Annotated in this window: 12 protein-coding genes and 1 pseudogene; 4 read left to right on the top strand and 9 right to left on the bottom strand. The window is 37.5% G+C overall.

The window, feature by feature from the left end:
• Positions 1 to 13 precede the first annotated feature (13 nt).
• From LZP85_RS08490 to LZP85_RS08480, 3 genes are all read right to left on the bottom strand, one after another.
• Positions 14 to 3,214, bottom strand: a complete 3,201-nt coding sequence (locus tag LZP85_RS08490) for a DEAD/DEAH box helicase (RefSeq protein WP_226639183.1) — start codon at positions 3,212 to 3,214, stop codon at positions 14 to 16.
• A gap of 128 nt (positions 3,215 to 3,342) precedes the next feature.
• Entirely contained in the window at positions 3,343 to 3,978 is a 636-nt protein-coding gene (locus LZP85_RS08485) for a response regulator (protein WP_076512973.1), read from the bottom strand.
• 12 nt (positions 3,979 to 3,990) lie between these two features.
• Positions 3,991 to 5,109, bottom strand: a complete 1,119-nt coding sequence (locus tag LZP85_RS08480) for a GAF domain-containing sensor histidine kinase (protein WP_119544035.1) — start codon at positions 5,107 to 5,109, stop codon at positions 3,991 to 3,993.
• Between the two features lie 285 nt (positions 5,110 to 5,394).
• Here LZP85_RS08480 and LZP85_RS08475 point away from each other — a divergent pair, with 285 nt between their 5' ends.
• Together LZP85_RS08475 and LZP85_RS08470 are read left to right on the top strand one after the other, a co-directional pair.
• A complete protein-coding gene (locus LZP85_RS08475) occupies positions 5,395 to 5,733 on the top strand; it encodes a hypothetical protein (RefSeq protein ID WP_025911084.1) in 339 nt (112 codons plus the stop codon).
• A gap of 171 nt (positions 5,734 to 5,904) precedes the next feature.
• The gene (locus LZP85_RS08470; protein WP_061784631.1) at positions 5,905 to 6,183 is read left to right on the top strand and encodes a hypothetical protein; all 279 of its coding nucleotides are present in this window, start codon (positions 5,905 to 5,907) and stop codon (positions 6,181 to 6,183) included.
• A 79-nt stretch (positions 6,184 to 6,262) separates the two neighbouring features.
• Here the strand turns inward: LZP85_RS08470 and ilvD are convergent, their stop codons facing one another.
• The 6 genes and pseudogenes from ilvD to LZP85_RS08440 all read right to left on the bottom strand — a co-directional run bounded on the left by ilvD (position 6,263) and on the right by LZP85_RS08440 (position 11,902).
• Positions 6,263 to 7,939, bottom strand: coding sequence for a dihydroxy-acid dehydratase (gene ilvD, locus LZP85_RS08465; RefSeq protein WP_119544036.1), 1,677 nt, complete (start codon positions 7,937 to 7,939; stop codon positions 6,263 to 6,265).
• A 193-nt stretch (positions 7,940 to 8,132) separates the two neighbouring features.
• A complete protein-coding gene (locus tag LZP85_RS08460) occupies positions 8,133 to 9,059 on the bottom strand; it encodes a manganese-dependent inorganic pyrophosphatase (RefSeq protein ID WP_206782377.1) in 927 nt (308 codons plus the stop codon).
• A gap of 473 nt (positions 9,060 to 9,532) precedes the next feature.
• Positions 9,533 to 9,715, bottom strand: a complete 183-nt coding sequence (locus LZP85_RS08455; RefSeq protein ID WP_224840163.1) for a hypothetical protein — start codon at positions 9,713 to 9,715, stop codon at positions 9,533 to 9,535.
• A 136-nt stretch (positions 9,716 to 9,851) separates the two neighbouring features.
• The gene (locus LZP85_RS08450) at positions 9,852 to 10,094 is read right to left on the bottom strand and encodes a hypothetical protein (RefSeq protein WP_206833478.1); all 243 of its coding nucleotides are present in this window, start codon (positions 10,092 to 10,094) and stop codon (positions 9,852 to 9,854) included.
• 113 nt (positions 10,095 to 10,207) lie between these two features.
• Positions 10,208 to 11,280, bottom strand: a pseudogene (locus LZP85_RS08445) (branched-chain amino acid aminotransferase).
• A gap of 193 nt (positions 11,281 to 11,473) precedes the next feature.
• Positions 11,474 to 11,902 carry a hypothetical protein gene (locus LZP85_RS08440; RefSeq protein ID WP_234562149.1) on the bottom strand — a complete coding sequence of 143 codons (429 nt, stop codon included), beginning with the start codon at positions 11,900 to 11,902 and terminating at the stop codon, positions 11,474 to 11,476.
• A gap of 261 nt (positions 11,903 to 12,163) precedes the next feature.
• Here LZP85_RS08440 and LZP85_RS08435 point away from each other — a divergent pair, with 261 nt between their 5' ends.
• Both LZP85_RS08435 and pucL read left to right on the top strand, forming a co-directional pair.
• Positions 12,164 to 13,486: a nucleobase:cation symporter-2 family protein gene (locus LZP85_RS08435; RefSeq protein WP_119544037.1), complete on the top strand. Its 1,323-nt coding sequence runs from the start codon at positions 12,164 to 12,166 to the stop codon at positions 13,484 to 13,486.
• A gap of 12 nt (positions 13,487 to 13,498) precedes the next feature.
• Positions 13,499 to 14,989 carry a factor-independent urate hydroxylase gene (gene pucL, locus LZP85_RS08430; protein ID WP_119544038.1) on the top strand — a complete coding sequence of 497 codons (1,491 nt, stop codon included), beginning with the start codon at positions 13,499 to 13,501 and terminating at the stop codon, positions 14,987 to 14,989.
• Position 14,990 lies beyond the last annotated feature (1 nt).

Below are 14,990 nucleotides of genomic sequence, written 5' to 3'. Positions count from 1 at the left end.
CCTTTCATGTGAGCTACATCTCTAAAAGTTCTCGCAGTTCCTCTTCCGATAGACTTGTTAGCATCGTTTCACCCGGTTGAATTACCTGGCTAATCAACTCTCTTTTCTTCTGCTGCATCTCATAGATTTTTTCTTCAATCGTTCCTTGCGCAATTAAGCGAATTACTTGTACAACATTCTTTTGACCAAGGCGATGGGCTCGTCCGGCAGCCTGTTCTTCAACCGCTGGGTTCCACCATAAATCATATAGAATTACGGTATCTGCACCCGTTAAATTCAGCCCTGTCCCACCAGCTTTTAACGAGATTAGAAAAATATCATGCTCGCCTTTATTAAAACGGTTGGCCATCTCTACTCGGTCTTTTCCATCTGTTTGGCCATCCAAATAGAAAAAGGAAATGTTCTGTTCTGCAAGCTTTTCTCTAATGATATGAAGCATGCTCGTGAACTGTGAAAAAATTAGCATCCGCTTTCCGTTAGCTAATGCTTGATGAACGGTTTCAAGTAGCTGTTCCAGCTTGCTGGACTCAGCTTCGTAGTTTTCAATAAAGAGAGCTGGATGACAGCAAATTTGACGTAAACGCGTTAAGCCAGCTAAAATTTTCATACGGTTTCGCTGAAAATCTTCTGTAGTTAACGAGCTTTTTAATTGCTCTAAATATCCAACGTACAGCTCTTTTTGTTCTTTTGACAGCTCTGAGCGCTGCGTTGTTTCAATTTTATCAGGAAGTTCTTTTAGAACGTCCTTTTTCACGCGACGGAGAATAAACGGGCGCACTAATTTGCTAATCCGCTCTGAGGTCATCTTTTTAAACCCTTGCTGACTTGGTAACAATCCAGGTAATATCGTTTGAAAAATAGACCATAGCTCTTCAAGTGAGTTCTCTATCGGTGTACCGCTTAATGCAAATCGCTTTGGAGCAGATATTGCCCGTACCGCTGCTGCCGCTTTCGTAGCATAGTTTTTAATCGTTTGAGCTTCATCTAAAATTAGAGCATGAAACTCTCTTTCTTTATATAACGACATATCCTGTCTAAGCGTTGGGTAAGACGTAATAAAAATATCTGCGTTCTCTTGAAGCAAATCGTTTCTCTCTTTTGGAGTTCCAGCAATCGTGTGCACCTTTAAAGAAGGCGCGAATTTCTCAAATTCATTCTTCCAGTTGTAAACTAAGGAAGCTGGTACAACAATTAAAGATGGATGCAATACAGCGTCTTGTTCTTTTTCTGAAAGTAAATAAGCAATGGTTTGAAGCGTCTTTCCAAGCCCCATATCATCAGCCAGTATACCGCCTAATGAATAGGTTGATAAAGATTTAAACCACCGAAATCCCGTATACTGATAGTCTCGAAGCTCTGCATGCAGACCCGAAGGTATACGCCAATTACTTTGATCAGGTGCTCCGATACGTTTAACAAGCGTTTGAAACGCTTCGCTTAATCGACCTTTAGCCTCCTGTGATTGACCAAGAATTTCTTCAACTTGCATTCCTTTATATAGCGGAACATGAAGGCGATTCTCTTCTAGCTCTTCTTTTTTCACATTTAGCTCTGTAAACAAGTCCTGAATCCTCTGAAATCCATCTTGCTCAAGAGAAAGAAATGCTCCATTGTTTAAACGATAATATTTTTTCTTTTCAAGGACAGACCTAAGAACTTCTTGCACCGTTTTTTCATCGATTCCAGCCAAGTCAAAGTTTATTTCTAATAGATTGTTTTGCTGTTCTAAATCAATGCTTGTGATCAAATTTGAAGCATCATAGAGGGTTTCTTGCTTTGCTTCTTCACTTATACGGATGTCTACAAGTTCTTCAAGTTGAGGAAGAATACGAAATAAGAATTCAAACATCGCTTCTTCATCTTGCTGAAGGTAAAGCTGGTTTTTATAAATATTAATGGGTGCATGTTCAATAATATCCATAATAATTGCTTCTTTTTCCATATCTCGTACCAGAATAAACTTAGGTTTTTCATCGGTATTCTGAAAGGGATTAATCATAAAATCACCGTAGTGATATTCAAGCGTCACAAGAAGCTGTTCGCTTTCTTTCTCTACCCACAGCTTTGCCTGTAATGGCGGAGACATAACTTGATTTTCTACTGCTTGTGAAATTTTCACTTCTCCTACTTTGCGTAGGCCAGGTACTACTTGTGATAAAAACGTTCCCATCTGTTCATCATCAACTGATAGAACCGGCTGAACCGGCATGTTTTCCAGTAATCCTTCTACAAGCTTCCGCTGCTTCTTCGTGAGCTCATAAAAATGACCACTCGCAAAAATCCAATGATAACGATTAAAAAAAGAAGCTTCATCTAGGTCCCGAAAATTAATTTGAAACTCTTTGGCTTGATTTTCATCAATAAAAAAAGAAAATGGAAGGCCTTCTTTTTTCAGTAACACATCTCTATACGTCTCATCTTCATGAACAAAAGTCCAGTCTCTTCCTTGAAGTGCGTGTAAGAGTGACTTTGCTACAGACGTCGGGATAACAAGATCTTTGTTAGTAACGGTTCGCCTCAGAGAAGCATAGGTTTGTTTATAAAAGCGTTCGCTTTCGACAATTTGCTGTAAAAGGTTAAGAACGACTTCATCTTCTTTCGTAAAATAATGTACAACCGGATCATATGAAAACCGCTTGGTGAATTCATGCGGTTCATCCTCAGCTACATCATCTAAAAAAGACCGTAAATCCTTCACAACATAGGTACGCTCAACCCCTACCTTTACCTCAATTGTTAAGTAGAGCTCTCCGTCTCTAGAAAAGCGTTCTGAATGCGACTTACAAATATATTCAACCGATAATTGTTCTTTCTCATCCCTGCTATCACTTTCAATAACTGATTGATGAAAATCTGCGAAGGATTGAATAAAAGAATTGACGCGCTGGTGTTCATAGCTTTTCCGGCGAGATGTTGATGCAACGTCAGTTTTTGTTGCTTGTTGTTCACAAATGGCTAAAAGAACCGCTACCTCATGCTTACATTCACCAAACTCATGATAAGCTAGGCATTCACAAGAAGAAGCGTAACCTTGTTCTTTCATTTGAATCATAACCGTATATGATTCCGTTCCTTCAACAAACCCTATCCATGTTTTCGTTTGTTCATTGTATTCTAAGTCTGTTACTCGCTGTTGTTGATAATATGTATGACCTCTATAGTAGGTTCGACTTGAATATGCATCTTTTAAATACGCTTCATTTAACATTCGCATCTTTTTAAATCTTCCTATCGCTAAATTTTTTCCTCATAAAACAAATCATGCTCAAGTAATCTTGAGCATGATTTGTTTAATCTCTCTATTATATCATGTACATCCATTCGGTACTACCGAGCACATTTTTAAACATGATGCTCTACAGCATATAGAGCAGCTTGGGTGCGATCTTGAACCTGAAGCTTTGATAGAATGTTTGAGACATGCGTTTTAACCGTCTTTTCTGTTATATGTAAAGCAGCTGCAATTTCTTTATTACTTTTCCCTGAAGAAATTTCTTTTAACACTTCACGCTCTCGCTTTGTTAATAAATCTAACAATAAAGGCTCTTTTTTAACAGGTTGGGTTAATTTATTTAATAAATGAGCTGTTATCTTGGGACTTAGCTGGTATTGACCGTTTATTACATTTCGAATTCCCACTATCAGCTCATCAGGGTCACTTTCTTTTAACTGGTAACTTTCCGCCCCTGCTTCTAATGCCGGTATTACGTGATCTTGATCTGAAAAGCTCGTTAGAATCATTACTTTCACATTTGGCTGCTCTTGCTTAATTTGTTTAGTAGCCTGAATGCCATCAAGCTCTGGCATTGATAAATCCATCACGACAAGGTCAGGCTGTAGTTCTTTCACTTTTCGAACGGCTTCCTGGCCGTTTGACGCTTCGCCCACAATTTCTATATCGGGCTGGGTTTGTAAAAATAACGCTAACCCTTTGCGAACAACATGGTGGTCATCTGCAATTAAAATACGTATGCTCATCTTTCTCTCTCCTTAAAACGGAACAACAATTTGGATCGTTGTTCCTTCTCCTAGTTTACTAGTTACATGGAATGTACCGGATTGCTTTTCGACTCGTTGCTTCATTGCTCTTAAACCAATTGTAGGAAGCATTGCCGACTCATACTCTTCATAGCAAAAACCCATTCCTTTGTCGCTAACTGTCATAGTAACCTTTTCTTTTTGGATTGATAGAAAAAGATTTACATCGTGTACATCGGCATGCTTTCGGCAGTTATTCAAGGCCTCCTGCCCAGCTCTAAACAGCATTTCTTCCACAGAAGCTGGTAGAAAAGCCGTTCCTTCTCGAATTGCGTTTACGTTTAAACCAATCATTTCACCATAGCTTGTTAATGCACAAACAAGCCCTTGCTGTAATCCATCTGGACGAAGCTGTAAAATCAGCGCTTTCATCTCAGCTTGCGCTTGACTAGCCGTTTGTTGAATTATTTCAAACATATCGCTGGACGCCTCATGGCCAGTTTTTGTTCCTGCTTTAGCCGTGAGCTGAATTGAGAATAAAAGCTGATTAACAGAATCGTGAAGGTCTTGTGCTAAGCGATTTCTTTCATCTCTTAGTCGCATTTCTTGTTCTTTTTTTGTTAAGTCTAACCGTTTAATAGCCGTTCCAATTTGGAGCGCAACAGCACCTAATATATCAAGCTCTTGTTGATCAAAATACTGTTTTCCTGGTGCCGCAACGTTCAATATGCCAAACTGTTCTTTTCCTGAATAAAGAGGAACGGTTGCATGATGAGTGATGTTATTTGTTTCTCCCCAATCGTGAACTGTAGCTTCATCCAGCCTTTTGCATTCCATTGTATTTGTCGCTTTTGTTAATTTACCATTACAATAGCGGCTAACACACCAACAGCTGCCGTTACGCATAGGTTGAATTTGATGATTCGTTAACGCGTCCGGTAGATTATGAGCAGCCATGAGTTCATAATCTCCACACTCGTCAATTAAAAAAATCCACCCCGTATGTAATTGAGTTGCTTTAAGCAATTGAACCAGGGTATCTTGAAGCATTTGCTTTACGTCTGTACTTTCATTTAGGATTTCTGCAATATCCTTTAATATCTTTAGTTCATTCAATTGTTTTTTTGTCATCTTCATCACCTAACTTAGTTATATAGCTATTTTATCATAAAGTAATGGTAGTTCATTCCAACTATCGCTCGTTTTTTGAAAAATATAAAAATAGTTTGTTAGATTCTTTAACAATTCGCTAGCGTTCGATTTTCATTCAAACTATACTACAATTAATACAAGAAATCGCAAAAAAATGTCAGAAATTGATGATTTATTTCATAAAAAAATATTATTGAAAACGCTTCCAAAAATAGATTGTTAGTGCTAAAATGAATTTATTAAAAGGATAGGGATGTGACCGTCATGAATAAATTGTTTTTAGAAGAATTAAAATACATTATCCAATGCGAAGTGCCTCTGACAACATATCGCTTAACGCAATTAGAAGAAAAATTCTCAAAGCGATCAGAGCTTATTATTGAAATGTATCAACTTCTCTTCGAAAAGCGTCATGTTCTTTTATTTATAGACAATCTGGAAGCGGCCGTGTACGAATATCTTGTGAATCGTGAAATCTCAAATGCAAAAACTCGTTACGGTGCGGTTTTGTTTGTGGCAAATTTATTTGGTGAAACACCTACATATATAAAATGTAAGATTGCGAAATATCAGCAGTCCTCTATTTCGAATATGAGTGCGTAGTAATAGGTTGTTTGCGAAGAGAAATCCTTCAACCGAGGATTTCTTTTTGCTATTTAACAATCGTTCCTTTTTCCTCAGCTGGAAGATAAAAGGTTGTGATTGAAAATCGTCTATCATGTAAAATCTTCAGCGTATGACATACTGACTTATAATTTAAAGGAGGCTGATAAGATGAAGGTTATGTTTTTTGTAGACCGCTATTTTTTTCTTGAAAAGCAGGTTCACGAATACATGAAATTACTAGTTGTCAAAACCCCTGAACAAGTACTGCATTATTTTGAAAAACAATTAATGAGATATCAACGTTTATTATTACTCCAAAACCTTGACGCGTATCCTGATAGCGTTATTACCTCGATTCATTATCTAATTAAAGATTACTCTTCTGCTATTCACAAAGTCCAAACTTATTTAAGCTATCAAAAAGAACTGCAAGTGTTAAATGATTAATGACAAGGAATGTTACATGAAAAAGCCCTCTAGCTCATTCATTTTATCTAGTAAATGAGCTAGAGGGCTTTTGTTTGTTTTAGATTTTCATGATTCCGCCTGTGCTTGCCGATGTAACAAGTTTAGAGTAACGAGCAAGATACCCTTTTTTCACTTTTGGTTCAAAGCCTTTCCAATTAGCTTTACGAGCTTCCCAAACTTCAGGTGCCACTTCTACGTCCATGCGGCGCTCTTCAATATCAATTACGATATAATCTCCATTTTCAACAAATGCAAGTGGTCCACCTTCAGCAGCTTCTGGTGAAGCATGGCCAATTGATAAGCCACGTGATGCTCCAGAGAATCTTCCGTCTGTTAGTAAGGCTACTTTTGCCCCTAATCCCATTCCCATAATTTGAGAAGTAGGAGCTAACATTTCAGGCATTCCTGGTCCTCCTTTAGGTCCTTCATAACGAATGATAACTACGTCTCCAGCTTTGACTTTGCCGTTTGCAATGCCGTGAAGGGCTTCGTCTTGAGAATCGAATACTACAGCTGGGCCTTCATGACGTGTTATACCGTCTTGAACACCACCAGTTTTAATGATAGCACCATCTGGAGCCAAGTTACCGAATAAGACAGCTAGTCCACCTTTTTCTGTAAACGGCTTATCGATTGGATGAATAACATTGTAGTCTTGCACTTCACACCCCGCAATGTTTTCACCTAATGTTTTACCTGTAACGGTCATTGTATCTAAATGAAGTGCACCTGGCTTTTTCGCAAGCTCATTAAGTGCAGCAGATACACCGCCTGCTTCGTGTAAATCTTCAATAAAGACATCAGATGCTGGTGCAAGCTTAGATAAATGTGGTACGCGTGCTGCTACTTCATTAATGCGTTCAAGCGGATAGTCGATTTCTGCTTCGTTCGCAAGCGCTAGCGTATGTAAAACAGTGTTTGTTGAACCACCTAGAGCCATATCAAGCGCAAACGCATTGTCAATTGCTTTTTCTGTTACGATATCACGTGGTTTTAAATCTAGCTTAATTAATTCCATTAACTGCTTCGCTGATTTTTTCACAAACTCTTTACGTTCAGGTGCAACAGCCAAGATTGTACCATTTCCAGGTAGCGCTAAGCCTAATGCTTCAGCTAAACAGTTCATTGAGTTAGCCGTGAACATCCCAGAACATGAACCACATGTCGGACAACCAAACTGTTCTAATTCTTGAAGTCCTTTGCCATCAATTTTCCCTGCTTGGTAAGCACCTACGCCTTCAAATACTGAAGATAACGAAATGCGTCGACCGTCGCTTGTTTGTCCGGCTTTCATCGGTCCGCCGCTTACAAAAATAGATGGGATATTTAAGCGTAAGGAAGCCATTAGCATTCCTGGCGTAATTTTATCACAGTTTGGAATACAAACCATTCCGTCAAACCAGTGTGCTGAAACAACTGTTTCTACTGAATCGGCAATGATTTCACGACTTGGAAGTGAGTAGCGCATACCGATATGTCCCATTGCAATCCCATCATCTACGCCGATTGTATTCATTTCAAACGGAACGCCGCCCGCTTCGCGAATAGCATCTTTTACAATTTTCCCGAACTCTTGCAAATGTACATGCCCAGGTACAATATCAATATATGAATTTACAACAGCGATAAACGGTTTATTAAAATCTTCTTCTTTTACTCCAGCAGCACGTAGTAAGCTTCTATGAGGTGCTCTGTCAAAACCTTTTTTGATCATGTTACTTCTTAATTCTGTCACAATAATTCCCTCCGTATTCGTAACGATCTAAAGAAATATAAATCTTTTAAATTATTTAACAATTTTTAATATAGATACTAATTTAACAAATTAACATGTGCTTTGTAAAGGCTTATAACAAAATAAGCAGATTTTTATGTTGAAATAATAAAAAAACCTCGATGGTTTCGAAGAACCTCGAGGTTTTTATGGATTATGCAAATACTGAAGTTAATACTGGAACAACTTGTTTTTTACGTGATACAACGCCTTTTAATAGCGCCATGTTGTTCACTAGCGGTACTCCATATGCTTGCTCTACTTTTGAAACTTCTGCGCCAAGTGCAATAGCAGTTGAATCACTGTTTAAGATATCTGTTACAACAAGTAAGAATAAGTCTAATTCTTTCGCTTGGATTGTTGCTGCAATTACTTCTTCAATTTCTGTTTTACGTTCAATCACATCATTTACATCCACTGCGTTTACTTGAGCAATTTCTACTTTGCTAGCGCCCATTGTAAATTCTTTTGCATCAAGTGAGATTAATTGAGCTGCTGTTTTGTCTCCAAGGTCTGCACCTGCTTTTAACATTGCTAGTCCATATTCTGCTGCATCTACACCAGCGATAGCTGCAAGCTCTTTTGCTGCTGCAACGTCTTGGTCTGTACAAGTTGGTGATTTAAACAATAGTGAATCAGAAATAATAGCTGATAACATTAACCCAGCAATATTTGGCTCGATTTCAACACCATTTTCTTTGTACATTTTGTTTAAAATTGTTGCTGTACAACCTACAGGCTCTGCACGATAGTATAGTGGATCTGCTGTTTCAAAGTTTGCAATACGGTGGTGATCAATTACTTCAAGTACGCGTACTTGGTCAATGTCTATTGCACTTTGTTGACGCTCGTTGTGGTCAACTAAAATAACTTCATTTACTTCTTTTGATACTTCAGCTACAAAGCGTGGTACTTCTGCGTTGAACTTCTCTAACGCAAATTGTGTTTCACCATTAATGTCCCCTAAACGTACAGGTTCTGCATTCACACCTAGCTTTGTTTTTAAATCCGCATAAGCAATTGCCGAGCAGATTGTATCTGTGTCTGGATTTTTATGTCCGAAAATAAATACTTTTTCCATAGAACTCTCTCCTTCTAACTATGTAAATAAAAGTCTTGTTCCTTTGACGTAAACTCTACGCGTTAGGAAGCAACATTGACATTTTAACACAAACTTTCCTGTTCGTTTTACTATTTATTGAAAAATTCTTTTCTTTAGATAAAATAATTCCTTTTTATTCGGTATGAATGGATGGAATTATTTTATGTGAGCGCTTTATTATTTGATTTCAATTTTAAATGCACTATCTTGCCACCTCTGATAAAGATAAAAAAGAATGGCCACAGCGGTCATAATTTAAAAAAGCTGGAATGCATTTACAGAGTGCATTTCATAAATCCCTAAACATTGGAAAAATGGGCTCATTATATAAGCTTGAAATAAATCAAAGATGACATTTAAGATAAAAAACGCCCAAAAGCCGGGATAAGTAAAATAAAAAATAAGAAGTGTACCCACAAAAAATACGCCAAATACAAACGGGGTCATATCCTCTAAGAAAAACAGCGTTTGGTTAACTTCCCACCAATCATAGCGTTTAGCCATTTCAAAGAAATCGTCCGCATAACAATCCCAAAAAGCCCAGCGAGAACATACCGCTTTATGCGATTGCTATCAAAGAAAAAGAATAACAGCCATGGTCCAATAAACAATCCCAACATTACGATTTGTGCCACGCATATAGCCTCCTTTAATTACATTTTACTGTTAATGTGCGTAAAAGAGGGAATTATATGAATAACTATCAAAAAAAAGAAAGCTAGCACGCATGCTAACTTTCTTTTTTTTTTGGGAGAGATTACACCACTTCTATTAAACGCTCTCTGTGGGTGCAGATTCTTTTAGATGGTTGTAAAAATCGTGTAGCTGCGATTCATACTGAATTCTCAGCTTGTACTCACAGGGGGTAAATTCAACTAGATGAGACGCAAATAAATAACCAACCAATCGATGAAGTTCACCAGCATTCATTTCCACTCCAGCTATTTCGCATAACTTTCTTTGAATAACCTCTTCTAGTACACGCACTTTTTCATCATGTGATAAAAATAGCACCCCACCAACCCCTTATCTTTTCTAATGAAACATGTTCACCTTAAGTATAAAGTAAAAACCAGGAAAAAAGAACTATTTCCCTGGTTTTTACTAACGTTTTTATTGAATTATACCTACTTTACTTCTATACACCAATTAAAGTGATCTTCAACCATTCCACTTTGTATGCCTGTTAGCGTATCATACAATTTCTTTGTAACTTCTCCAGTTTTTCCACCATTGATACTCATACCTTCATTTTGCCAGAATAGCTCACCTACTGGAGAAATAACCGCTGCTGTTCCTGTTCCAAATGCTTCTTCTAATTTACCAGCTGCATAGGCTTCCTTAATCTCAGCAATTGAAATCTTGCGTTCTGAAACAGGGATACCCCAGTGCTTCAATAGCTCAATAACTGATTTGCGGGTGATACCTTCTAGAATACTACCGTTAATAGACGGAGTAATAACTTCACCATCTACTTTAAAAAAGATATTCATACTTCCTACTTCTTCAATATATTTGCGCTCTACGCCATCTAACCAAAGTACTTGAGAGTAACCTTTTGTACCAGACAGCTGCTGCGCTTTTAAGCTTGCCGCATAATTTCCGCCTGTTTTCGCACTACCTGTCCCTCCAGCTACAGAGCGGACAAATTCATTTTCAACCGCGATTCGTACCGGAGCAATGCCTTCTTTATAATAAGAAGCTACAGGCGATAAAATAATAATAAATTGATAACGATCAGATGGTGAAACGCCTAAATATGGTTCTGTTGAAATAATAAATGGACGAATATATAAAGACGTACCTTCAGCATTTGGAATCCAATCGCGGTCCACTTGAATTAGTGTTTTTAGCGCTTCTAACGCTAACTCTTCATCTAAGTGAGGAATACATAGACGATCATTTGATTTGTTTAATCGTTTGAAATTCTCATCGGGTCTAAATAATAATACCTGCTCTTTTTTTGTTACATATGCTTTTAAGCCTTCAAATACTGATTGACCATAATGGAAAATCATCGATGCTGGATCTAACGTAAGAGGCTGATAAGGAATAATTCTCGGATCATGCCAACCTTGACCTTCTGTGTAGTCCATAATGAACATATGGTCCGTGAATACTTTACCGAACGCCAATTCACTAGCGTTGGGTTTTTCTTTTTTGTTTGAGTTAATGTTACATCAATATTGTACTTTGTCATGGTTGCTTCTCCTTGCTTTCTTGAATTTAAGGGTTATTTACCTTTATATAAATTCCATTGTACATCTAGATGGAAGATTGTCACAATAGGTAAAGATGAAAAATTCTAAATTTTTTATAAAAAGATTTTTTAACACTTACATTCCGATTTTCACACGCAGTTTATTATCCTGAATGGAAAACTGCTTAATCGTTCAAATTGGAATCAGTTTCACTTTATCAATTTCGTTCAGATCAATGTGGATTTGCCCATCTTTATAAGTCGTTACTGGAGGTTTATCAAATAGTCTCTTTTTAAGAAAATCGCGGTTGGTAGGTTTCATTTCATGAATTTGAAATAAAAGCACACGTCCGTTAGCTGAAGAAGGTTCCAACTTTATTTGAAAGGGAATCTTTAACAAATATTTATGAACACTACCTTTTACTTCAATGATATTTTCTTGAAAAATGATACTTAAATTCTGAATTTGATCTTGTTTCTTTAACTGTCTCTGAAACAAGCGCATAAGCATAGCAGCTGAGATAGGTACTGTAATTCCCCCATCCGCTAGCTTTTCTTTTGCTTTAAGCGTTCTCTCGTCATTTGCTACCTGTTGAAATTTGCGTTGTATCCATTCTTTCATGATGCACCTCCATAGTTTAATAACGTCTTGTAATAGTGTATGAGTAGAGAGCTTATTCATTTTCATAAAATTATCATGCTCTTTTATGTGTCACAAAACATACCACCGGGTTATTTTTTTGGAAAAATAGCGAAAAAAAACTTATATTTTTTAGTTACATTCACTAATGACAGAATATTCAAAACGGATTAAGATGGTATCAACACCTATTAATGTTACATTTTATAACATCAATTGTGATATAATGAAAGGAGATTTTGTATGAAGAAAACACAAAATCCATTAGCACTTACTTCATTAGGCTTGCAACACGTACTTGCGATGTATGCTGGAGCTATCCTTGTTCCATTAACCGTGGGGCGCGCTTTGCATTTAAGCGCACATGAACTCGCCTATTTAGTTGCAATTGATTTACTAACATGCGGCATTGCTACCTTATTGCAAGCTTGGAACAACCGCTGGTTTGGAATCGGATTACCGGTTGTACTTGGAAGCTCGTTTGTTGCGGTTACACCAATGATAGCAATTGGCTCGCAGTATGGAATTAGCGCAGTATACGGCGCTATTATTGCAGCGGGACTGTTTATCGTTTTATTTGCTAACTTTTTCGGTAAAATCGTTAAACTTTTCCCACCGGTTGTAACAGGGACAGTCGTGACAATGATTGGCTTGTCACTTGTGCCATCAGCCGTTCGAAACATGGGTGGTGGTGTTGGCAGTGAAGAGTTTGGATCCGTAGAAAATTTAGCATTAGCTTTTGGCGTTCTCGCTTTCATTTTATTTTTAAATCGTTTTTTCACAGGTTTTCTACAAGCATTGTCCGTACTTCTCGGCATTGTAGTAGGAACAATTGTTGCAGCGTTTATGGGCATGGTTAATTTATCAAGTGTAAAAGAAGCCTCCTGGCTACATATTCCTACTCCATTTTATTTTGGTGCACCCACATTTGAAATTGGACCTATCCTGACTATGATACTAGTTGGTGTGGTAATCATAATTGAATCTACGGGTGTTTTTCTCGCACTAAGCAAAGTCTGCGAGCGTGACTTAAACGATCAAGATTTTATTAAAGGTTATCGTGCTGAAGGGTTAGCTATTATGCTAGGTGGTATTTTTAACGCTTTTCCTTACAATACGTTTGCTCAAAACGTTGGACTTGTTCAACTCTCAAGAGTAAAGACAAGAAATGTCGTAGTGGTAGCAGGAGTCATTTTGATTACGTTAGGTCTTATTCCTAAAATTGCTGAATTAACAACAGTTGTTCCTACTCCGGTACTTGGTGGTGCTATGATTGTATTATTCGGAATGGTTATTTCATCAGGAATTAAAATGCTGAGCAACGTTGATTTTTCTAATCAAAGTAATTTATTAATCATTGCCTGTTCATTATCACTTGGATTAGGGGTAACGGTCGTACCTGATTTATTCGCCCAGCTCCCAGCTGGACTCAAGATTATTGTAAGTGATGGTATTATTACAGGAAGCATTGCTGCTATTTTACTAAACATATTCTTTCGTTCTAGCGAAACTACGAATAGGCCTATCGTGACGTTCAAAAAAACTGATTATTCAGAATCAAAATAATGAGGTGCTAACATGATGAAGCAAACGATTCACGAAGTAAATGAATTACCTGAGCAAACATTTATTGGATTATTTCAAGATATCTATGAACATTCTTCTTGGATTGTAAAAAAAGTTGCTCCACTCCGGCCGTTTAGTTCTCTCCAAGAATTTCATCACCGAACAATCAGAGTTATTGATGAAGCTTCTAATCAAAGAAAATTAGACTTACTACAAGCTCACCCAAATCTAGGAGCTAAAATCGCCATGACGACTCACTCTATAAATGAGCAAACAGGCGCCGGTTTAACCTCTCTTACAGCGGAAGAGTATGAACATTTCACAAACGCAAACAAGACCTATATGAATCGCTTCGGTTTCCCTTTTATCGTTGCTGTAAGAGGAAAAACGAAAAGCACAATCTATCAAAGCTTAATTGATCGACTACAAAACGATAAAAAAACAGAGTTTACAACAGCGTTAGCTGAAGTATATAAGATTGCTTATTTTCGATTGGTAGACAAAATAAAAACTGAGGAGCGTGTTACAATGACGAATCAATCAAATCGCCAAATGTATTATGGAAAAGGAGATGTATTTGCTTATCGTACGTATTTAAAACCACTTAAAGGTGTGAAGGTCATTCCAGAATCCGAATTTAGTGGCCGAAATAACATCGTATTTGGCGTCAATGTAAAAGTGGCAATAGGAGGAAGTCAGTTTTTATCTTCGTTTATAGAAGGTGATAATAGTCTTGTTGTTGCAACAGACTCTATGAAAAATTTTATTCAGCATCATTTAGGCAGCTATGATGGTTCAACAATCGAAGGCTTCTTAAAATATGTTGCTGAAGCATTTTTAGATAAATATCCTCAAATGGAAACAGTTCAATTAACTGGAGACGAAGTTCCATTTGAAGCCACAAACGGTATGGTAGGCAATACGCTAACTGAAAGCAAGCTTGTTTACAAAAGATCTCGAAATGAATATGCTCAAGCTGGTATTAAAATAGAACGAACGGTCCAAGGTCAACAAATTACTGAGCAATATAGTAAACTAAAAGATTTACAGCTAATTAAAGTAGAGGGAAATTCATTTGTCGGGTTTGTTCGAGATGAATATACAACGTTACCCGAAGACTCTAATCGCCCACTTTTTGTTTATTTAAATATCGGATGGACATACACCCAACCAGAAGACGCAATAGGTGATGCCCCTCTTTCTTATGTAGCAGCGGAACAAGTAAAAGACATCGCATGCTCAGTGTTTAACGAGACTGAAACACCATCTATTCAAAATTTAATTTATCTAATCGGCATTCGCGTGCTCGAACGCTTCCCTCAACTAAAAGATGTCACGTTTGAGTCACAAAATCACACGTGGGATGCAGTCGTTGAAGATATTCCAAACTCTGATGGCAAAGTATATACTGAACCAAAGCCACCGTTTGGTTTCCAAGTCTTCACGGTAACACAGGAGGATGTCAAAATAGCTGTTACATCCGCACTTGAGGAGTCAAATTAAC

Origin of the sequence: Priestia flexa, from assembly GCF_021441905.1 — a bacterium.
Taxonomy (GTDB): domain Bacteria; phylum Bacillota; class Bacilli; order Bacillales; family Bacillaceae_H; genus Priestia; species Priestia flexa.
This window is presented reverse-complemented; position numbering and strand designations above follow the sequence as displayed.